Genomic DNA, 21,594 nt, shown 5'->3' on the forward strand with positions numbered 1-21,594 from the left:
GCTCAGTGCGGGTTTTAATATTTGTGTAGTTCTTGACCCACAACTTACCCGCGCGATTGGTTCACGATAAGGAGAAGTTTCAGCAGTAGAGAAGAAGAAAAAATCATTACACAAATATCCGTAAATAAACTGTTAACACCATATTTACCGTAATTTATTCTGAGCGTCAAACAAGAAAATCCAATATCAGCGTACATTGGCAGTGTTTTGGTTTGGTTTGTGCTGTTTTTTGTTCTGTGGTTGGATAAATCGACTGATTGGTGGTTTTGTATTGGCGGGTTAGTTTATCGTTTGGTCGATGTGTAGGTTAAAACTTTGTAGTAAATCTTTTTGATGGAACGATTCACCAAAAAAATTACAAGCGTGACCCAATTAATTAATCACTTGATTAAATAGTGAGTAATTAATCTTCTACTGTTACGCCTGTTTATCTCTATAATTAATCGGATGATTAATTATAGAGATGGATTTTTGCCATGACGGCACGAAAAGCGGGGCGACCTCAACAGAACTTAGATGTTCGACAGTTATTGATTGAGCATGCTCGCGATCTGTTTGTTGTTCAGCCATACGACAAGGTCTCGACACGCCTGATCGCCGAGCGTGCGGGTGTGAACATTGCGATGATCCGTTATTACTTTGGCAGTAAGGCTGGGTTATTTGAGGCGATGCTACGTGAAACCCTACGACCGATGCAGCTACAAATGCAGAAGTTAGTTGAAGAGAGCAGTCATGAAAACTTTCTCGATTTAATGCGGACTTACTACAAAGAGATGGTCAAGGTGCCCAAGTTTCCTCGCTTGATTGCCCAAGTGATGAATATGCCTCCCTCGGAAGTGCAAAGAGAGTTGCTCGAAAAGGTTTTCCTCGATGTGGCGAAGCCAGCCCAAGATGTCATTTTTGAAAAGTTGGTGGCACAAGGTGTCTTGAGAAAAGAGATGGATCCCAAGCTCTGTCGCGTGTCGTATATAAGCTTGATGGTATTTCCATTCATTGCACCGCCCCCTCTATTAGCAATCCATGGTATTGAGATTAATGAAGAATTTCTTAACCGTTTAATCGAACACAACATTCAATTGATGACAGAAGGCTTTATAAACACGCCTAGCCCTTCTTCCGTGCAGGACCAAAGATAATGAAAATAAATAAAAAACTACTCTTCTTCCCGGCACTTGCGGTTGGTGTCATTGGCCTTGTGGTTGCGATTAACTTGAAGCCGGATCTTCCAACCAAGCCTGCGGGTGATAGAGCTCGCTTAGTTGACACAGTAAGCCTAGAGCAACAACTGATAGCACCGTTAGCGGTTGGTTTTGGCAAAGTGGTGCCGAAAGTCGAATGGAAAGCGATTGCCGAGGTGACAGGACAGATCGTTTATCGTCATCCGGATCTTGAGAAAGGTCAGGTGATCCCTGCGGGAACGGTCGTGCTCAAGGTTGATCCATTGGATTACGAATTGAAACTGATACAAGCAGAGGCCGATCTAAAATCAAGCCAAACCTCATTAGCGAAATTGAATCAAGAAGAAGACAACCTGAATCAGACTCTTAAGATCGAAAAGAATCGCTTAGTGATCAGCAACAAAGAGCTACAACGTAAACAAGATCTGCGTAAGAAAGGGCTGACTTCTCAATCGGATGTCGACCTGCAACAGCAAAGTGCACTGTCTCAACAGAAGCTAGTGTTGGATATCGCGAACCAAATCGCTTTAATGCCTGATGAAAAACGTGTTGCGGAAGCGGTGATTAAGGTCAACGTGTCTAAAGTGAAAGAGGCGCAGCGCTCTCTCGATAAGACCACCATCATTTTGCCAAGAGCGATGCGAATTGCTCAGGTTGATATCGAACAAAACCAAGTGGTTAACCTTCAGCAAGAGATGTTTGTTGCCCACGGAATTAATGTCATGGAAGTGGAGGCGCAACTTTCTATTCACGATATGCAAACTTTAGCCTCGAGCTTTAATCAATTCCCTCGCGATGCTGCAGGGATTCCTAATCCTTATGAAGCGCCAATCAAAGCGACGATTCAACTTAACAGCGGCAACCTGAACCTGAGTTGGCCTGCGAAGGTGGCAAGAATCAGTGAGACGGTTGATGAAAACCAAGCGACAGCCGGAATTATTCTCGAGATCGCTCAAGACTATTCACAACTGCAGCCAAGCAATGCGACCCCTTTGGTTAACGGTATGTTTGTAAAAGCTGAGATTGAGGGTGTAGCCAATCTGAGTTGGGTGGTTCCTGAGCGAGCATTGCACGGTGACAAGGTTTATCTAATGGATGACAATCAGCGTTTGCAAGTGGTCAATGTTGAAGTGCTTTATCGCAGAGACAATCAAGTGGTTGTGAGTGGCGAGCTACAAACTGGAGATAAACTGGTTCTCAATGATGTTCTGCCAGCAATTGAAGGCATGTTACTGAAAGAGTCGAACTCTGAAGAGGCCAAGCTTGAATCGGATACTCAGGAGAGTGCGTCATGATCAAGTTCTTTTCTAGGCACCCAACAGCGGCAAACTTGTTGATGCTTGGGTTATTGATCATGGGTATAAGCTCATTATCAACCATCAAGCGTGAAACCTTCCCCGCTTATGATCCGCCTTACATTATGGCTGCCATCGTTTATCCCGGTGCATCACCACAAGAAGTGGAAGAAAGCTTGTGTGTACGAATGGAAGATGCCGTCGATGGCCTAGCTAACATTGAAGAGACTCAGTGTGAAGCCATCGAAGGTAGCGCACGTCTAATCCTGAAGTTGAATGAGAAAGCGGATATCGGTCGAATGCTGGTGGATGTGCAAACTCAAATCAACTCGATCAATGATTTCCCAACTGAGATTGAATCGCCTGTTGTTCAAGAACTGGATTGGAATGAACCGGTTGTTGATATCGCCATCACAGCAGAAACATCGTGGCCGGAGCTTAAGGCCTACGCTGAAGACCTCAAGCGTATCATGAAGCTTGATTATGATGTTTCACTGGTTGAGGTGAGCGGCTTCTCTGATCATCAATACCGCGTTGAACTGGATACTCAAGCGATTCGCCAGCTGGGTTTGAGTGTCGGTGATATCGCAGACCAGATTGGCCGTCAGAATGTAAAACTGCCAAGCGGTAACGTTGAAACACCAGACAAGAATTTTTTGATTCGTTTTGATGAAAGACGAATTACACCGGTTGAGCTTGAAAGTATCGTGGTTGGATCTGCGCCCAATGGCTCTGTGATCCGTTTGAGGGACATTGCAAAAATAACCGACCGCTTTGAGCTTGATGAACAGAAGGTGTTGTTTGATGGCAAGCCATCAGCTCTGTTGAAAATCAGTAAGAATAAAGAAGATGATGCGTTACGAATCAAAGAGAACGTAACACGATTCGTTGAAGATCAAAGCGCGATTGCTCCTGATGGCGTGACACTACAAATGACCAACGATCTCTCGTCGGTACTTTGGGATCGCCTTACCATGATGGTTCGCAATGGCTGGCAAGGTATTGTGCTGGTATTTGCCACCATGTGGTTGTTCTTCAGTTTGCGTTATTCATTCTGGGTAGCTGCTGGCCTGCCGGTAGCCTTCCTTGGTGGTTTGTTCTTGATGGCTAACCTTGGTTTATCGATTAACATCATGTCATTGGTTGGCTTGCTAATGGCGATTGGTATCATGATGGATGACGCCATCGTGATTGCTGAATCGATAGCGTCCCATTTAGATCGGGGGCAAAACGTTGATGATGCGGTGTACAACGGCGTTAAGAAAGTGCTTCCCGGAGTGTTATCTTCTTTCTTAACTACGGTGTGTATTTTCGGTAGCTTGCTGTTTCTCGATGGAGAGATGGGCGCGGTGCTTAAGGCTGTTCCTCAAGTATTGATATTAGTGCTGTCGTTGAGCTTGATTGAAGCCTTCCTGATTTTGCCTAATCACTTGTCTCATTCATTACACAAAGAAAAGAATGACAAGCCAGCGCTGCGCTTCAAAGTTGTGTTGTTAGAGAAGTTTGAGAACTTTCGTAATACCACTTTGATGAACATGGTTGAGAAAGTGGTGACATTCCGCTATGCCTTTATGGGCGGAGTAATGACACTGTTGTTACTTTCTATTGCCTTGATTGCAGGCGGTGCCGTTAAGTTTCAACCTTTCCCTGAATTGGATGGTGATATTGCCGAAGCGCGTATTATTCTTCCACCAGGCGCATCATTGTCTCAAACCGAGAGAGTCGTCGACAAAATTGTCGCGTCTGCTGAGCGTTTGAATGAGCAATGGAGCGAAGAGGTTGAGGACGGTAATAAATTGGTTGAGCATATCACCAGCCAATTCAATGCCAACGCAGACGCCAATGAATCAGGCCCTCACTTAGCCACTGTGCGTTTAGACTTACGCGGTGCAGAGAGCCGTAACACGGTTATCGATGATTTTATTGATGCATGGCGGGAAGACATCGGCGATTTGGCTGATCCTATCTCGTTAGTCTTTAAACAACCCACGATGGGGCCGGGTGGCCGTGCTATCGAGATCCGTGCCAAGCATGATGATCTGGCTGAATTGAAGTCTGCTTCTCTGGAGATTCAGGAATACCTCAATCAGTTTGACGGGGTGCATGGTGTGCTTGATGACATGCGCATGGGTAAAGAAGAGATCTTAGTCAAGCTACGCCCTGGAGCCGAAACCTACAATGTGAATGGGCAGATGATAGCGTCCCAATTACGAGCGGCTTTCTTTGGGCAAACTGCGGATGAGATTCAAATCGGTGTTGAGAACATCTCGATCGAAGTGCGCCTTGATAAAGAACAAGCGGGCGACATACAGCAGCTGGCTAACTTCCCGATCATTACCGCAGATGGCAGTCAGATCCCGCTAGCAACATTGGCGACATTAGATTTCCAACGTAACTATGTGCGAATCCAGCGCATCGATGGCTTAAGAACCATCAGTATCTTTGGTGATATTGATAATAAGAAGGCGAGCTCGTCAGCAATTTTGGCTCAGTTCCAAAAAGATGAAGCAGCCAAACTTATTCAGAAGTACCCGGGCTTACGCTTTGATTTCGAAGGGGAAGCTAAAGATGCGGCTAAGACTGGAGCTTCGATGGGTAAAGGGTTCTTGCTTGGGTTATTCGGCGTGTTTGCGATTCTTAGCTATCAGTTCAGAAGCTATTTAGAGCCTGTGGTCGTGATGCTAGCCATTCCACTCGCCTTTATTGGAGTGGTCGTTGGGCACTGGATACTTGGGCACTCTTTGAGTATGCCAAGCATGATGGGCTTTGTATCGCTTGCCGGGATTGTGGTTAATGATTCCATCTTGTTAGTCCAGTACATTCGTCACCATGTCGATGAGGGAGATAGCGTGCATGACTCGGTGGTGAAAGCCAGTCGCGAGCGTTTCCGAGCGGTATTTTTGACCTCAATGACGACAGCTGCAGGTTTGCTACCGCTGTTGACGGAAACCAGCTTACAGGCTCAGGTTATCCAGCCTCTGGTTATTTCGATTGTGTTCGGCATATTTGCCTCGACCTTACTGGTGCTGTTTATGATCCCTGCGGCCTACGCGATACTGGCGGACTTTGGTTTAGTGAAAAAGCATGAGCCATTAGCGCTATAACTTTTAGTGCTATAACCTTTAGCGCTATTATCATTAGCGAACGCTATAACCATTAACACGATAGAAGTAGCGTTTGCTTATATAAAGAAGTAAAAACATAGAAGAATAAAGCGGCCTTGGGTCGCTTTATTTTTATCAGCAGTTTCTAGGCTCCCCATCAGCTTGCTAGCGAAAGCGGTCAATTCGCCTCAAAATTCATTTTAGTTCATTCAAAACGTCACTTAACTGTCATTTCAGGGGCATAACTTGAGCCTTAACTGAATAAGGATTGTTAAGGAGATTGTATGCGTACTATCGAACCTATTGTCCGCTGGGATGTGGCATTTTCTGTTTTCTGTTTAAAGAGCCGTTATAACGGACAACAGGCGACACTCAGTAAGGCGGTGTCTCATACTGGAGATGGACACCTTTACGTTTTGATTGCTTTGGTTGCACTACTGGCTGACAGTTACACCGGTCGAGATTTTCTATTGGTGGGCTTAACTGCCTTTGCAATCGAGTTACCTATTTACTGGTTTGCCAAAAATACCCTCAAGCGTCGCAGACCCGCTGAATTCTCTTCATTGCTTTACTCCCATATTGTGCCATCTGATAAATACAGCCTGCCTTCTGGGCATTCCGCTGCAGCTTTTGTTATGGCGACTCTAATCGGACATTTCTATCCGAGTTTATATCTCTTTAGCCTGATTTGGGCGGCAGCGATTGCTGGCTCTCGAATCCTACTTGGTGTGCACTTTTTAACGGACGTACTGATTGGCGCAGCCTTGGGCATCGCTTGTACTAGCCTTGCTATCAGCTTCATCCTGTAATCATTTTGTTGGCAACAATCACTGCCGAGCTTAAGTGGCAAACATAAAGGAACATGCATGAAAATTTTATATGGCGTACAAGGCACAGGGAATGGGCACATTGCTCGAGCGAGGGCAATGGCTGTGGCTTTTCGTCAGCAAAATATCGATGTCGACTTTCTGTTCTCTGGGCGAGACGAGAGCAAGTACTTCTCGATGGAAGCGTTTGGTAACTATCAGACCCGCAGCGGCTTAACCTTTTACAGCGAGCAGGGGCAGGTTAAATACGGCAAGACATTCATCAAGAACAACATCTGGCGATTTCTCAGTGAGATTAATCAGATCGATTTGACACCTTATGACTTAGTGCTGAATGACTTTGAACCTGTGACTGCATGGGCGGCTAAGAGACAAGGTGTGCCATGCATTGGCATAAGCCACCAGAATGCGTTCCGCTATGATGTACCCAAAGAAGGGGGCAACTGGATTGAACATTCGGTGATTCAACATTTCGCCCCAACTGAGCACTCGATTGGTTTGCATTGGTATCACTTTGAACAACCGATACTGCCGCCTATCGTTCACACGCTGCATGGTGATCAACAAACCAAAACAGCACAAGACTTTACGTTGGTCTATTTGCCGTTTGAGGATCTTGAGTCGATCTCAGAGCTGTTGATGAAGTTCATTTCGCACAACTTTGTCTGTTATCACCCGAATGTCATTGAGCACAGTCGAGTCGAAAATATTGAGTTCAAACCACTGAGTCATGCCGGTTTCCAATTCGACCTCAATCAATGCTCTGGTGTAGTGGCCAATGGCGGCTTTGAATTGCCATCTGAAGCCCTAACCTTGGGTAAGAAATTGCTTCTCAAACCACTTGAGGGGCAGTTCGAACAACAGAGTAATGTTGCGACGCTTGAAGCGCTCGGGTTAGCTCAAACTATGAGCTTTTTAGACGCGGCTACCTTGCGTGGTTGGCTCGGTGAAAAGCAGGCTGAAGTGGTCACTTATCCCGACGTGGCAAGTGCACTTGTTGAGTGGGTGTTAGCGGGCAATTGGTCCAACCAAGATGACTTAAGAAAGCAACTTTGGGACAAGGTAGATTTTCCTAGTTATGCATCGCTCACTTAACTCATAAGTGTTGTTTCTGAATCAACCAGTCAAACAATTCATGGGTTCAATAAATTGTAACAAATGTAACCAAACGATAGAACAGCTAAATAAGTCGAAATGAAACTCATAAGTGATGCATTTTATGTTTTTTTATAACTCTATAAATAATTGATTTTTAGATGTTATTTAATCATTAAGGTAAAATAAAATTATTCTTTATCAATCTTGTTGGTAGCTCGAGATTTATTGGTTAATAGTAATGGTAATCCGAAAAACATCGGTCTGATAAATATAAGAATTAGTGGTTATCTATTCCTATACCATTACCAATTTAACGCTGTCGAACCGACAAGAGGCAACTTGAATGTTAGAGAAAAAAGACGCAATGAGTGCTATTGCAAGCTACAGAATGGAAAGCACACTTCGTGGAGTCGACTTAAATCTTTTGACTGTATTTGATGCAGTTATGCAAGAGCAAAACATTACACGTGCAGCTCATAATCTGGGTATGTCTCAGCCTGCTGTAAGTAACGCTGTTGCTCGTCTAAAAGTAATGTTTAACGACGAACTATTCATGCGTCAAGGTCGTGGTATTCAGCCGACTCAACGTGCTCGTCAGTTGTTTGGTCCAATCCGCCAAGCACTGCAGTTAGTTCGCAATGAACTGCCAAGTTCTGTGTTCTCTCCAGAGTCGTCTTCTCGTCTGTTCAAACTTGCGATTTGTAGCCCTTGTGACATGCGTTTTGCACCTAAGATCATGTCGACAATCAACGACCAAGCACCGAGCGTTAAACTGCACATGGATGCAGAATTCGATCGTCAACTTTCTGAGCGTATGCGCTACCAAGAAATCGACTTCGTTATTGATTACGCTCGTTTTGATGAGCAGGGCTTTTCAAGCACTGAGATCTTCCAAGACGAATTAGTTGTTGTTGCTTCTGCTTCTCACCCACGTATCAACGGTGAAGTTTCAGCGGCAGAGTTGCTTAACGAAAAGCACGCAAAACTGTCTCGCATCCATGGTCAACGCAGCTTCTCAGAGCAAGCTTACCGTGACCTAGATTGCACACCTTTCTACGAAGGTACGAGCTTAAGCAACGTACTTTACGTTGTTGGTCAATCTGAGCTTGTGACGATTGCACCTCGTTGGATGGTTGAGCATGCCGCGAACAAAGATCAGCTTCAGATTCTAGATTTCCCATTCGATAATGCGGCAATTTCTGGCTTCCTAAGCTGGCACGAATCAAGTGAAAAGGATAAAGGACACATTTGGTTACGAGATCAGTTAATGATGATCTGTGGCGAAGTCGTGGCGCTTAACTAAGCACTAATCCCTATGATTTGTAAGCCCTAAGCTGGGAGTCTGGCTTGGGGCTTTTTTGTACCTGCTATTTTTGTTGATAGAAAACTTAGCGTGAGACGTACTATTACTTATAACTTTGAGCTTCATCAGTTGCCTTTTCCATGATCAGAGGTACACTTGTGCGCTCAAAAAAGCTTACAGGTGTAAGCCAAAGGTAAAGAGATGGCCAATTTAGATTTTCATATCGTAAAAAGACTTCGTGACCAAATTGCCCAAGGCGGCAACCGTACAGCTTTGAAGCATAAAGTCGACAATGTATGGCAAGGTATTAGCTGGGAACAGTTTGGACAACAAATCGATACGCTTTCATTAGCACTGTTGGCTCACGGACTGAGAGTTCAGGATAAGATCGGTATCTTTTCGAACAATATGCCTCAGTGGACTGTGGCAGATTTTGCATCTTTACAAGCGCGTCTTGTAACGGTACCAATCTACCCAACCAACACAGCAGCGCAGTCTTCTTACATTATCCAAAATGCAGATGTGAAGATCTTATTCGTTGGCGAGCAAGCTCAATTTGATGCGGCGGTTAGCCTTTTTGAAGAGTGTGAACAGCTAGAAGTTGTTGTGGCGATGTCTGATGATATCGATCTGCAAGGACACCGCTTTGCTGTCTCTTGGAAAGAGTTCATGGCTCGTGGTGTTGAAGATCAGCAAGCTGAACTTGATGTTCGTCTTGCGGATGCTTGTATGGATGACTTACTGACGCTTATCTATACCTCTGGTACAACAGGCCAGCCAAAAGGTGTAATGCTTGATTACACGAACGTTGGCTATCAACTAAAAGGCCATGATGAGCGCCTTAGCTTAAGTAAAGACGACGTCTCATTGTGTTTCTTACCTTTATCACATGTATTTGAGCGTGCTTGGACTTTCTATGTCCTTTATAAAGGCGCAACCAACTGTTACTTGCAAGATACAATGCAAGTGCGTGATGCACTGAGTGATGTTAAGCCAACGGTTATGTCTGCAGTTCCTCGTTTCTACGAGAAGATATTCTCAGCGATTCACGAGAAAGTATCTAAAGCACCGTTTATCCGTAAAGTCCTCTTTACTTGGGCCGTGAACATGGGAGCGAAGCTTTCTGTTTGTCACCAAGAAGGTCGCACACCATCATTCATGCTGAAGAAGAGCCATGCGCTTGCCGATAAGCTTGTGTTATCTAAACTGCGAGCTCTGTTAGGCGGTAACATCAACTTCATGCCATGTGGTGGTGCGAAGCTTGATGAAACCATTGGTCGCTTCTTCCACGCGATTGGTATCAACGTAAAACTTGGCTACGGCATGACAGAAACCACGGCAACAGTATCGTGCTGGGATGACCGTTGTTTTAACCCTGATTCAATTGGTATGTCGATGCCGGGCGCTGAAGTGAAAATTGGTGCTAAGGATGAAATTCTTGTTCGTGGTCCAATGGTGATGCGTGGCTACTACAAGATGCCAGAAGAGACCGCTAAGACGTTTGACGAGCACGGTTTCCTAAAGACTGGTGATGCGGGACATTTTGATGAAAATGGTAACCTGTTCATTACTGATCGTATTAAAGAATTGATGAAGACCTCTGGCGGTAAGTACATTGCACCGCAAGTGGTTGAAGGCGCGATTGGTAAAGATCACTTTATCGAACAGATTGCCGTTATCGCTGATACGCGCAAATTCGTTTCTGCGCTGATCGTTCCTTGTTATGACTCTCTAGAAGAGTATGCCAAAGAGCTGAATATCAAGTATCACGACCGTGTTGAGCTTGTTAAACATCACCAGATTGTCGAGATGCTAGAGAAGCGTGTGAATGACTTACAGCAAGAGCTAGCTAAGTTTGAGCAAGTGAAGAAATTCAAGTTGCTGCCAAAAGCATTTTCTATGGATGATGGCGAACTGACACCTACTCAAAAATTGCGTCGTAAAGTTATCAACGATAAGTATCAAGACGAAATCGAAGAAATGTACAATGAAAAGCCTAAAGATAAGTAGTTTTCTGCTTAGATAAATTTTCAATTGTTTAAAAATCCCCCTACGAATGTGATTGCATTTTTAGGGGGATTTTTTGTGTCTGCTGACACAGCACAATGTGCGAAAGCGCACACCAATAAGGGCGTAATTAATCGATAAATCGTGATTCATTTGAATATTAAACTCTTTTTTTTAGGTGTTAATTGGTTTTTAAATCTAACTATTGGGTTTGGTTTGGGTTTTATTTAATGCTTTCAGCTAATAGTTGGTTTTTTGACGTAATTATCGGATAACAGGTGTTAGACCAGATGATAATAAAGCGTTAAAGTTGTTTCGCATTACTGTTTGTTGTTATCACGACAGACAGCCATAGCCGAAAAAGTGGAAGTATTTCGAATTAGGCTACGAATAAGCCCTAGACTATGAAAAACCAGCCCAACATGTTCACCAAATATGGTTGGAAACTGGTGAGGAGAGCAATATGACAACAAAACCTGAAACAGCCATGTTATCCGGCGCTGAGATGGTGGTGCAGTCTCTAATTGAAGAGGGTGTAGAACAAATCTTTGGTTACCCAGGTGGTTCTGTACTTGATATCTATGATGCGCTGCATGCTAAAACTGCTGAAATTAAACACGTATTAGTACGACACGAACAAGCCGCTACCCACATGGCAGATGGCTATACTCGTTCTACCGGTAAGCCGGGCGTAGTACTTGTGTGTTCTGGTCCGGGTGCGACCAATACCGTTACTGGTATTGCCACCGCCTACATGGACTCAATTCCAATGATAGTTATTTCTGGTAACGTACCAAATAGCTTAATTGGTAATGACGCCTTCCAAGAGTGTGACATCGTGGGTGTATCCCGTCCGATCGTTAAACACAGCTTCCTCGTTAAGAAAGCGGAAGATATCCCTGAAGTCGTTAAAAAAGCATTCTATATTTCAACGACAGGACGTCCTGGTCCTGTGGTTATTGATCTGCCAAAAGACATCTTAAACCCACAAATCAAGCTTCCTTATGAATACCCAGAAACGATCAAAATGCGTTCATATAACCCAACGGTTACGGGTCATAAAGGTCAGATCAAAAAGGCGCTAAAAGCCCTTCTTGAAGCGAAGAAACCGGTACTTTATGTCGGTGGTGGTGCGGTTATTTCTGAGGCAGATAAGCCGCTGTTAAAATTAGCAGAGGCACTGAATTTACCCGTGGTAAGCACCCTAATGGGGCTTGGCGCTTTCCCTGGTACCCATAAGAACTCTTTGGGTATGTTGGGCATGCATGGTTTGTATGAAGCCAATATGGCGATGCACAATGCGGACTTGATCTTTGGTATTGGCGTACGTTTCGATGATCGAACCACCAATAACCTAGATAAGTACTGCCCTGATGCGAAGATCATGCACATTGATATCGACCCATCTTCTATCTCTAAAAACGTAAAAGTGGATCTACCGATTGTAGGTTCAGCGGAAAAAGTACTAGAGAGCATGGTTAACCTGCTTATTGAGCAAGGTGGAACTAACGATGCAGACGCGATGGAAAGCTGGTGGAGTGAAATTAAACAGTGGCAAGAGCGTGACTGCTTAGCGTATGACAAAACGTCTGGTCGTATTAAGCCACAACAAGTTATTGAAACACTTCATAAAGTAACCAATGGCGATGCCTATGTTGCTTCTGATGTAGGTCAACACCAAATGTTTGCTGCTTTGTACTACCCGTTTGACAAGCCACGCCGTTGGATTAACTCTGGTGGTCTAGGCACGATGGGCTTTGGCCTACCTGCTGGTATGGGCGTTAAGTTTGCGAAACCTGATGAAGAAGTTGTGATTGTTACTGGTGACGGCAGTATTCAAATGAATATCCAAGAGCTGTCGACTGCGCTGCAATACAATATTCCCGTTAAGATTATTAACCTTAACAACCGTTTCTTAGGCATGGTAAAACAGTGGCAAGACATTGTTTATCAAGGTCGTTACTCTAATTCATATATGGACTCTGTTCCTGATTTTGCTGCGATTGCTGAGGCTTATGGCCACGTTGGCATGCGTATTTCATCTCCGGATGAACTGGAATCAGGTTTGGAAAAAGCACTGGCGATGAAAGACCGTTTGGTATTTGTCGATATCAGTGTGGATGACACCGAGCACGTATACCCAATGCAGATCAAAGGCGAGGGTATGGATAACATGTGGCTAAGCAAAACGGAGAGAACATAGTATGAGACACATCCTTTCACTATTAATGGAAAACCAACCAGGTGCACTTTCGCGAGTGGTTGGCTTGTTTTCTCAGCGTGGCTACAACATTGAGTCTTTGAATGTATCTCCTACGGATGATCCAACGCTTTCTCGTCTGAATGTCACCACTAACTCGAGCGAAATGCAGCTTGAGCAGATCCAAAAACAGCTACACAAGTTAATCGACGTACTCAAGGTACAAGAAGTGTCTGAGCTTGAGCATATCGAGCGTGAACTATTGATGGTAAAAGTACGCGCTAGCGGCTTTGCTCGCGCCGAAGTGAAGCGCACCGCGGATATCTTCCGTGGCCAAATCGTTGATGTAACGGCTTCGCAATATACGGTTCAAATGGCCGGCACTAGCGAGAAGCTGGATGCTTTCATTCAGGCATTGTCTGAAGTAACGGAAGTACTTGAAGTGGCTCGAAGTGGGGTTGTTGGCATCGCACGTGGTGAACGAGCGTTGAAAGCCTAAACAAGAAGTATTTAAAAAATAGTTTTAAAGCCGCTTTTTTAAGCGGCTTTTATTTTGTTAATTTCCTAGAGTGCTATAATCTTGCGCTCTCTTTTTCTTCCTGAGCTAGTAATGCGAAATAAAAAATCAATAATTACATTACTAATCATCTCAATCACACTCTGTTCAGCTGTCGCTCTGTATTACTTGCAGCGATATAAAGAAGTGAAGCAGCAGAGTTTTGACTATTCGGCCAAGCAAGCTGTCCATCAATTGGTGTACGCCAAGCGAGACTACGATCTTCTTAAGACTCAATTAGTTTCCGTAATGGGCCTGTTAAGCCACAGCCAAAGCTTGGTTAATTTTGCCTCTTCTCCCTCTGACCAAACCAAAGATCTACTCGAAGAGGTTTGGCAGTCTGTCCTCGTGAACCAAAAATGGTATACACAGATCCACCTGCTAGATATCTCGGGTAAAGAGCTGGTTCGTGTCAACTACTCCGCTGATTCAGGCCACATAACGGTACCGCAACAGCTTCAAGATAAATCTGACTCGAGCTACTTTCAATACGCCCAAAAACTAGAAGCTGAACAAATTGGCGGCTGGGGCATTGAACTTGAAATGGAACATGGTGAGATCACTTTCCCTTATATGCCGGTAATTCGTGTCTTTACCCCCGTAGAAACACCTGAGAAAAGAGTGGGGTACCTTGTTATTAATCTCGACGTATGGGGTTTATCGTCGCGTCTTAGCTTTTCCCCTGATAATGATCTTAGAGCAGAAGTTCTTAATGAAGCGGGTTATTACATAGCGAGTAACCATAGCGGAAAGCTGTTTGGCGATTCTATTCCAGAAAGAAAAGGCTACAACCTGAAAAACATCGCACCAAAGGCATGGGAAGCGATCTCTAATGATCAGGTGGGACACGTTTTTGAAGATGGCAATTTGTTTGCGTTTAACACAGTGATGCTCGCGAATAATCAAAAGGTCCATTTACTGATTCAACTTAATCAGAAACAACTGATGGATCGAGCTGAACCGAGCTTAAGTGACCTCTCTCAAGAAGAAGTGTTTGTGTTGCTAACGGTACTGGTTTTTGCGTTTCCGTTTGCTTATTTAGTGACTCATTACCGACGTCGAAGTCTAGAAAGTAAGTTGGCACGTGCCGCATTGAGCGGCATGTCGGCCGTCATGATCTCTGATAAGCAGCATCGTACTATGATGATCAACAACGAGTTTGAGAACATGACGGGGTACTGCAAAACTCAAGTTATCGGTCAAAATGCATTACAGCTGTTGCTTGAAAATACCGAGCAGGCACTCTCGAGTGATTCAATCTGGCAACACTTAGAGCAAGAAGAAGTATGGGAGGGGGAAGTTCTGTGTAAGAACAAGTTACGTATCCCTTTCACCGTCATCATGCGAGTACAAGCTGTTAAGAATCGCTCTGGAAAGATCAGTTACTATATTACGTCTTTGGTTGATATTTCTGTAAGGAAGGAGCTTGAGGTGCGTTTGAGGATCTTAAGTGAACGAGATTCTTTGAGTAACCTTTGGAACCGCCGAAAGTTCGAAGAGCAGCTCGCGTATTATTCTCGCTTGGTCGAGCGTTACCCTAATGAAGCGACCACTTGCTTAGCTTTAGTTGATATTGATAACTTCAAACGAATTAATGACGAACTTGGCCACGATGAAGGCGACCGAGTGATTGCAAGTGTTGCAAGGCTTCTACAAGACAGCCTACGCAATACTGATTTTGTTGCTCGCGTTGGGGGGGAGGAGTTTGCATTACTGATGCCACACACCTCACTGCCGGAAGCGAAACGTGTGTTGGATCGATTACGAATAGAAATAGAGCTATCCTCAGGGACTAAAGTGACGGTGAGTGTCGGTTTCACTGATTTGACAAGCAACAGCACTCGCTCATACAAATGTGCCGATGTTGGGCTCTACGAATCTAAATCGTCTGGGCGCAATACCGTCTCTATGTGCCCTAGTCATGCTGATGTCGCTTAATCTTTTATACTCGATTAGTCTTTAATATTTCACTTGGCCTTCAACAGACTTAGCCCTTAAAAAGATTTACGTTTTAAGTGACTAACCACTTTCCTATCAAGCCATCTTCCTCGCTTCGTATCTTTTAAAGCTAGTCTTCAGCCGTTCCTTTCAACATCTATACTAGGAATCTCACTTTTGAGGCGACCTATGTCACAAGTCTTATGTAGTTAGACTAAAGTCTAATGCTGATGAAAATTTGAGCTAAAATAAACAATAAGTAAACTATCTTGCTTCAGGTTGCGTCGTGTTAAGCGAACCAATAAACAGAGTGTTTACCCGATATAAAAGGGATGACACCGTTAACTTAATTCAGCTGGTTAGCTCGCCTTATCAATGGCTTGAGAGATAACAGTAGAATTAGGTTAGCTGTAGCAAGAGTTTGGGGATCATACTGTCTGGTTAAAAGAGGCGTGGTATGTTTGTCGATTTTTTAGTGAGGTTAACCATAGGCACATTAGTCATTCTTGGCTTTCAACTGAGTGCACTGTATTTTTTACCTATGGTTGTACTGCTCAATACTCATCACAAAGAGTTTTTTGGGTGGTAGTTCAGTCGTGATACTGGAAACAAAAAAACGGAGCCGTTGGGCTCCGTTTTTATTTGGTTAGAATCTATCTTGGCGTTATGCCGCTTCGATAACTTCTTCAATTCGTTTCATTGAACCTAGTAAATGTTGATCAAGTAACTCTGTTGCTTGTTCTGCATTCTTAGAGAGTACTAGCTTCATGATCATTTCGTGCTCATCAATATTGAACAGATCATCAGATGCTGTTTCAGCTGACATTGCTAAGAAGCGGTAACGTTTAACTTGGTTAATAAGTTCATCAAAGAACTTAAACATGTTCTCTGAATCAGCACCTTCAAGCAACGCGACATGGAACTGTTGGTGGCGTTCTTCCCATTCAACTGAATCAAATTCTTCTTCTACGTTCTGAAGGCGTGATAGCTTGTGGTAAGAGGTCAACACTTCTAATTCCCAGCTTTCATCGCCAGCTGAGATCGCTTTTTTAAGCAGAACGGAAGAGACCAGTCGAAGGCTTTCGTATAGGTCATTGAGTTCTTTCTTTGAGACCGGAGATACCCAGCAGCCTTTTTGTGGCTCTAGCTTTACGTATTTACTCCAAGATAACTGCACTAAGGCTTCACGAATTGGAGATGCGCCTACGTTGTATCGTGCTTTTAGATCAGAAACAACGAGTTTTTGGCCAGGGGTTAACTCACCATTAAGAATATCTTGGCGAATCATCTTTGATACTTTGTCTGTGAGCGTAGGACTAGACATTACAAACCTCATGCATATTTGATTCTAGTCTGCTAATCCGTCTCTTAGAAAGAGCCCATGGAAGTTAACAGTACGTGATTCTACTGTGATTGATAATACAGCGTACTGAAAAGTTAGGCAAGATTTGTTTCATAAAAAAAGAGGGCCGAAGCCCTCTTTTATATTTTATGCGTATCGGTTCATTCTTATAGAACGTGAACAGATGCCGTGTTTGTAGTACCAGAAGCTACTAGAGCACCAGAAACCATAACTACGATGTCGCCTTTGTTACCTAGGCCAGATTGTAGAGCGATTTCTTTACCGTTGATGTAAAACGCGTCTGTGTTCTCGATAGAGTCAACAAGAACTGGCTTAACACCTTTAGTTAGAACTAGCTGTGCAGCTGTCTTTTCGTTAGTTGTTAGAGCAAGGATGTTTGCAGTTGGGAAGTACTTACGTACTGAACGTGCAGACTTACCGCCTTCAGTTGCAACAACTATTAGAGGAGCAGCTAGCTTCTCTGCTGTGTCTACAGCGCCTTTACATACTGCTTCAGTGATGCGTAGACGTGGGCTGTCTAGACGAGAACCTAGCTCAGCTTTAAGAGCTGAATCAGTACGGTTCGCGATTTGAGCCATGATAGTTACAGCTTCAACTGGGTACTTACCTTTAGCAGTTTCACCAGAAAGCATTACTGCATCAGTACCATCCATGATTGCGTTCGCAACGTCACCCGCTTCAGCACGAGTTGGACGTGGGTTGCTGATCATAGAGTCAAGCATTTGAGTTGCAGTAATAACCATCTTACGTGCGCGGTTACACTTCTCGATCATCATTTTCTGAGCGAAGATTACTTCTTCAGCTGGGATTTCAACACCTAGGTCACCACGAGCAACCATGATGCCGTCAGAAGCTTCAAGGATTGAATCGAAGTTATCTACACCTTCTTGGTTTTCAATCTTAGAAATGATGTGGATGTTCTCGCCGCCGTTAGCGTTTAGAAGCTCACGGATTTCTTTAACGTCGTCTTCTTTACGGATGAAAGAAGCAGCTACGAAATCAACGCCTTGCTCACAACCAAACTTAAGGTCAGCTTTGTCTTTCTCAGAAAGAGCTGGAAGTTGAACAGAAACGCCAGGAAGGTTAACACCTTTGTTTTCGCCTAGAGCACCGTTGTTAAGAACTTTACACTTAACTTCAGTTTCTGTTGTTGCGATAACTTCCATTTCGATTAGGCCGTCATCAACAAGGATAGTGTTACCAGCTGTTAGGTCTTTAGCGAAACCTAGGTAAGTTACTGCTACTACGTCTTTGTTACCAACAACTGTTGCGTCAGTTGTGAAAGTGAACTCTTGACCAGCTACTAGATCTACGTCGTTACCATCTTCAAGTTTGATAGTACGGATTTCTGGACCTTTAGTATCTAGAAGGATAGCAAGTTGCTCACCTTTGTTTTCCATTACTGTACGGAAGTTCGCGATACGAGTGCCGTGTTCTGCGAAGTCACCGTGAGAGAAGTTAAGACGCATAACGTTCATGCCAGCATCTACTAGTTCAGTTAGCTTCTCTACAGATTCAGTTTTAGGGCCAATCGTACATACGATTTTGGTCTTTTTCATGGAAGGTACTCTCCGGTAAGTATTGTTACAATTTGAAATTTATTTAAGGTCTGAAGATTGGTCCGCTACATCAACATTTTGTGCCTGTTGTGTAAAAGCGCGGGACTTCCAATATGTCCTTCAGAGTTGTAAGTCTTTCATCAATTTTAGTCATTTTATGACCAAAAGATTTTGATTCAATATCGGTTTTATGTGACTTACCCCACTATATAAGAGGTAAGTTGCAAAAAAATAACAGTCAGTTTTGTAATTTTTTTTCTTTTCGGGTGCGGATTCTACCACCTAATCAGTTCAATATCACTGCTTAACAATTGTCTTAGGACAAGGTTTTATCGCTATTTATTAATTTTTTGGATCAAAATAAATGGACTAAATAGTTTCGTTGTAACTATAATATGTTTCAAATCGAAACTTACTGGCCTTTTTTAAATGTCGAAACGAAACACCCAGCTCAGAAGACATGCTATTTCTAACCTCGTTAATGAAAAGGGGGAGGTTAGTGTTGATGAACTATCCGCTAAATTCGAAACCTCAGAGGTCACGATTAGAAAGGACTTAGCGTCTTTAGAGAAAAACGGTCAGCTTTTGCGCCGTTATGGTGGTGCGATTTCATTACCGAAAGAGGTTGTGAACGAAGAACTGGGTCCACAAGTTTCGACTCGAAAGATTTCATTAGCGAAAGCCGCTGCAGATTTAATTCGCGACCATAATCGCATTGTGATCGATAGCGGTAGCACGACAGGGGCGCTAATTCAGCAGCTCAATAGCAAGCGTGGTTTGGTTGTGATGACCAACTCGTTGCACGTTGCTAATGCACTTAATGAGTTGGAAAGCGAACCAACACTGCTAATGACCGGCGGCACTTGGGATACCCATTCGGATTCTTTTCAAGGCAAAGTCGCAGAATCAGTACTTCGAGCTTACGATTTTGATCAACTATTTATCGGGGCTGATGGTATCGACCTTGATAGAGGCACAACCACGTTCAATGAATTGGTTGGTCTAAGTAAAGTAATGGCTGAAGTGTCACGAGAAGTGATCGTGATGGTTGAGTCGGAAAAGGTGGGACGAAAGATCCCGAACTTAGAGCTGGCATGGGAGCACATTGACATCTTAATTACCGATACAGACTTAGGCGAAGAATCCAAAGTAAGTATCGAATCACATGATGTTCGAGTTATCCTGACCGATCCAGCGTAAAAACAAATTTAAGTATTATGCATTTACCTTCCTATAATTGATCTTAATAAAGATCTGGCCTTTGCTTGCTGCCAATAGGAATAAAACGAAATTGATGGAGTGAAACTATGTGTGGAATTGTTGGTGCAGTAGCACAGCGTGATGTAGCTGAAATTTTAGTAGAAGGCCTTCGCCGCCTAGAATACCGAGGCTACGATTCAGCGGGTGTCGCTGTAGTTGATAGCGAATCTAACCTAACTCGTGTACGCCGCCTTGGTAAAGTACAAGAGCTAGCAGACGCAGTCGATCAACAACATGTCATTGGCGGTACTGGTATTGCTCATACACGTTGGGCAACACACGGTGAGCCTTCAGAAGCAAACGCACATCCACACATGTCTGGCGATATTGCTGTTGTACACAATGGCATTATCGAAAACCACGAAACACTGCGCGCTCTGCTGCAAGAGCGTGGCTACGTGTTTACTTCACAAACAGATACAGAAGTTATCGCTCATCTTGTTGAGTGGGAACTTCGCACGTCAGCTTCTTTGGTTGAAGCTCTGCAAAAGACAGCGAAACAATTAGACGGTGCATACGGCACTGTGGCGGTTGATCGTAAAGATCCTAGTCGTATCGTTGTTGCTCGTTCTGGTAGCCCAATCGTTATCGGTTTTGGTGTGGGCGAGAACTTCCTTGCTTCTGACCAACTAGCGCTATTAAGCGTAACTCGTCGCTTCATGTACTTAGAAGAAGGTGATGTTGCTGAGGTGACTCGTCGTGATGTTACGGTATTTGATGTAGCGGGCGAGCGTGTAGAGCGTGAAATCGTTGAATCAAACGCAGAACACGATGCAGGTGACAAAGGTCAATACCGTCACTTCATGCAGAAAGAGATCTTTGAGCAGCCAACAGCGCTGATCAACACAATGGAAGGCCGTATCTCTGACACTTCGGTTATCACTAACGCGATTGGTGTTAAAGCGGAAGAGATCCTAAGCAAGGTTGAACACGTGCAGATCATCGCATGTGGTACGTCTTACAATTCAGGTATGGCTGCGCGTTACTGGTTTGAATCTCTAGCAGGCGTAAGCTGTGACGTAGAGATTGCTTCTGAATTCCGTTACCGTGATTTCGTTGTTCGTCCGAATAGCCTATTGGTGACTTTGTCTCAGTCTGGTGAAACGGCGGATACGCTTGCTGCACTTCGTCTTGCAAAAGAAAAAGGTTACATGTCAGCAATGACTATCTGTAACGTTGCAGGTTCTTCGCTGGTTCGTGAATCTGATTTTGCCTTCATGACTCGTGCAGGAACTGAAATCGGTGTTGCTTCAACTAAAGCCTTCACAACACAGCTAGCGGCTATGCTGATGATGGTAACGTCAATTGGTCGTCTACAAGGTCGCATCAATGAAGAGAAAGAAGCAGAGATCGTTCAAGCACTGCATCAACTGCCTGCTGATATCGAGAAAGCATTAGCGTTTGATAAAGAGATTGAAGCGCTAGCACCTGATTTTGCAGATAAGCACCACACACTGTTCTTGGGTCGTGGTGAGTTCTACCCAATCGCGATGGAAGCGTCTCTTAAACTGAAAGAGATCTCTTACATCCACGCAGAAGCATACGCGGCTGGTGAGCTTAAGCACGGTCCTTTGGCTCTTATCGATGCAGATATGCCAGTCGTCGTTATTGCACCAAGCAACGACTTGCTAGAGAAGCTGAAATCAAACGTTGAAGAAGTACGTGCTCGTGGCGGTCTACTTTACGTATTCGCAGATGAAGATGCAGGCTTTGAAAGCGATGAGAACATGAAGATCATCAAGATGCCTCACGTAAGTGAAGTAACAGCACCTATCTACTACACAGTACCGATGCAGCTGTTGTCTTACCACGTAGCGCTAATCAAGGGTACCGATGTTGACCAACCTCGTAACCTTGCGAAAGCGGTAACGGTTGAGTAATCGTTAGCCTATCTAAGAACATTAGA

General features: G+C 44.0%; 14 protein-coding genes. 12 read left to right on the forward strand and 2 right to left on the reverse strand.

Annotated features, from left to right (window positions below; all coding sequences use genetic code 11):
• Positions 1-476 precede the first annotated feature (476 nt).
• The 10 genes from M4S28_RS03185 to M4S28_RS03230 all read left to right on the forward strand — a co-directional run bounded on the left by M4S28_RS03185 (position 477) and on the right by M4S28_RS03230 (position 15,506).
• Entirely contained in the window at positions 477-1,136 is a 660-nt protein-coding gene (locus tag M4S28_RS03185) for a TetR/AcrR family transcriptional regulator (RefSeq protein WP_065207192.1), read from the forward strand.
• Positions 1,136-2,473, forward strand: coding sequence for an efflux RND transporter periplasmic adaptor subunit (locus M4S28_RS03190; RefSeq protein WP_249632305.1), 1,338 nt, complete (start codon positions 1,136-1,138; stop codon positions 2,471-2,473). The genes M4S28_RS03185 and M4S28_RS03190 overlap by 1 nt, the downstream gene beginning before the upstream one ends.
• Positions 2,470-5,577, forward strand: a complete 3,108-nt coding sequence (locus M4S28_RS03195) for an efflux RND transporter permease subunit (RefSeq protein WP_249632306.1) — start codon at positions 2,470-2,472, stop codon at positions 5,575-5,577. Before M4S28_RS03190 ends, M4S28_RS03195 begins: the two co-directional genes overlap by 4 nt.
• Positions 5,578-5,861: 284 nt before the next feature.
• Entirely contained in the window at positions 5,862-6,386 is a 525-nt protein-coding gene (locus M4S28_RS03200) for a phosphatase PAP2 family protein (protein ID WP_249632307.1), read from the forward strand.
• A 57-nt stretch (positions 6,387-6,443) separates the two neighbouring features.
• Positions 6,444-7,499 carry an MJ1255/VC2487 family glycosyltransferase gene (locus tag M4S28_RS03205; protein ID WP_249632308.1) on the forward strand — a complete coding sequence of 352 codons (1,056 nt, stop codon included), beginning with the start codon at positions 6,444-6,446 and terminating at the stop codon, positions 7,497-7,499.
• A gap of 346 nt (positions 7,500-7,845) precedes the next feature.
• The gene (gene leuO / locus M4S28_RS03210) at positions 7,846-8,805 is read left to right on the forward strand and encodes a transcriptional regulator LeuO (protein ID WP_004735878.1); all 960 of its coding nucleotides are present in this window, start codon (positions 7,846-7,848) and stop codon (positions 8,803-8,805) included.
• Positions 8,806-9,006: 201 nt separating this feature from the next.
• Positions 9,007-10,815, forward strand: a complete 1,809-nt coding sequence (locus tag M4S28_RS03215) for an AMP-dependent synthetase/ligase (RefSeq protein ID WP_004735877.1) — start codon at positions 9,007-9,009, stop codon at positions 10,813-10,815.
• Positions 10,816-11,275: 460 nt separating this feature from the next.
• Positions 11,276-13,015 (forward strand): acetolactate synthase 3 large subunit, encoded by a 1,740-nt coding sequence (locus tag M4S28_RS03220; protein WP_249632309.1) that lies wholly within the window; start codon positions 11,276-11,278, stop codon positions 13,013-13,015.
• 1 nt (position 13,016) lies between these two features.
• Entirely contained in the window at positions 13,017-13,511 is a 495-nt protein-coding gene (gene ilvN, locus M4S28_RS03225; RefSeq protein ID WP_004735875.1) for an acetolactate synthase small subunit, read from the forward strand.
• Positions 13,512-13,622: 111 nt separating this feature from the next.
• A complete protein-coding gene (locus M4S28_RS03230) occupies positions 13,623-15,506 on the forward strand; it encodes a sensor domain-containing diguanylate cyclase (RefSeq protein ID WP_019350505.1) in 1,884 nt (627 codons plus the stop codon).
• Positions 15,507-16,170: 664 nt separating this feature from the next.
• Here M4S28_RS03230 and M4S28_RS03235 read toward each other — a convergent pair.
• Entirely contained in the window at positions 16,171-16,794 is a 624-nt protein-coding gene (locus tag M4S28_RS03235; RefSeq protein WP_249632699.1) for a GntR family transcriptional regulator, read from the reverse strand.
• A gap of 221 nt (positions 16,795-17,015) precedes the next feature.
• Positions 17,016-18,428 (reverse strand): pyruvate kinase PykF, encoded by a 1,413-nt coding sequence (gene pykF / locus M4S28_RS03240; RefSeq protein WP_017077653.1) that lies wholly within the window; start codon positions 18,426-18,428, stop codon positions 17,016-17,018.
• Between the two features lie 429 nt (positions 18,429-18,857).
• Between pykF and M4S28_RS03245 the strand changes: the two genes are divergently transcribed.
• Both M4S28_RS03245 and glmS read left to right on the forward strand, forming a co-directional pair.
• On the forward strand, positions 18,858-19,628 hold the full coding sequence (locus M4S28_RS03245) for a DeoR/GlpR family DNA-binding transcription regulator (RefSeq protein WP_017080207.1): 771 nt from the start codon (positions 18,858-18,860) through the stop codon (positions 19,626-19,628).
• 107 nt (positions 19,629-19,735) lie between these two features.
• On the forward strand, positions 19,736-21,568 hold the full coding sequence (gene glmS, locus M4S28_RS03250; RefSeq protein WP_004736010.1) for a glutamine--fructose-6-phosphate transaminase (isomerizing): 1,833 nt from the start codon (positions 19,736-19,738) through the stop codon (positions 21,566-21,568).
• Positions 21,569-21,594: the final 26 nt, after the last annotated feature.

Source organism: Vibrio sp. J383 (assembly GCF_023503985.1).
GTDB classification, from domain to species: Bacteria; Pseudomonadota; Gammaproteobacteria; order Enterobacterales; family Vibrionaceae; genus Vibrio; species Vibrio splendidus.

What these genes read in the sequence shown, in the direction of transcription:
- M4S28_RS03185 (WP_065207192.1), top strand. Translation starts at nt 477, where the DNA reads ATGACGGCACGAAAAGCGGGGCGACCTCAACAGAACTTAGATGTTCGA.
- M4S28_RS03190 (WP_249632305.1), top strand. Translation starts at nt 1,136, where the DNA reads ATGAAAATAAATAAAAAACTACTCTTCTTCCCGGCACTTGCGGTTGGT.
- M4S28_RS03195 (WP_249632306.1), top strand. Translation starts at nt 2,470, where the DNA reads ATGATCAAGTTCTTTTCTAGGCACCCAACAGCGGCAAACTTGTTGATG.
- M4S28_RS03200 (WP_249632307.1), top strand. Translation starts at nt 5,862, where the DNA reads ATGCGTACTATCGAACCTATTGTCCGCTGGGATGTGGCATTTTCTGTT.
- M4S28_RS03205 (WP_249632308.1), top strand. Translation starts at nt 6,444, where the DNA reads ATGAAAATTTTATATGGCGTACAAGGCACAGGGAATGGGCACATTGCT.
- leuO (WP_004735878.1), top strand. Translation starts at nt 7,846, where the DNA reads ATGTTAGAGAAAAAAGACGCAATGAGTGCTATTGCAAGCTACAGAATG.
- M4S28_RS03215 (WP_004735877.1), top strand. Translation starts at nt 9,007, where the DNA reads ATGGCCAATTTAGATTTTCATATCGTAAAAAGACTTCGTGACCAAATT.
- M4S28_RS03220 (WP_249632309.1), top strand. Translation starts at nt 11,276, where the DNA reads ATGACAACAAAACCTGAAACAGCCATGTTATCCGGCGCTGAGATGGTG.
- ilvN (WP_004735875.1), top strand. Translation starts at nt 13,017, where the DNA reads ATGAGACACATCCTTTCACTATTAATGGAAAACCAACCAGGTGCACTT.
- M4S28_RS03230 (WP_019350505.1), top strand. Translation starts at nt 13,623, where the DNA reads ATGCGAAATAAAAAATCAATAATTACATTACTAATCATCTCAATCACA.
- M4S28_RS03235 (WP_249632699.1), bottom strand. Translation starts at nt 16,794, where the DNA reads ATGATTCGCCAAGATATTCTTAATGGTGAGTTAACCCCTGGCCAAAAA.
- pykF (WP_017077653.1), bottom strand. Translation starts at nt 18,428, where the DNA reads ATGAAAAAGACCAAAATCGTATGTACGATTGGCCCTAAAACTGAATCT.
- M4S28_RS03245 (WP_017080207.1), top strand. Translation starts at nt 18,858, where the DNA reads ATGTCGAAACGAAACACCCAGCTCAGAAGACATGCTATTTCTAACCTC.
- glmS (WP_004736010.1), top strand. Translation starts at nt 19,736, where the DNA reads ATGTGTGGAATTGTTGGTGCAGTAGCACAGCGTGATGTAGCTGAAATT.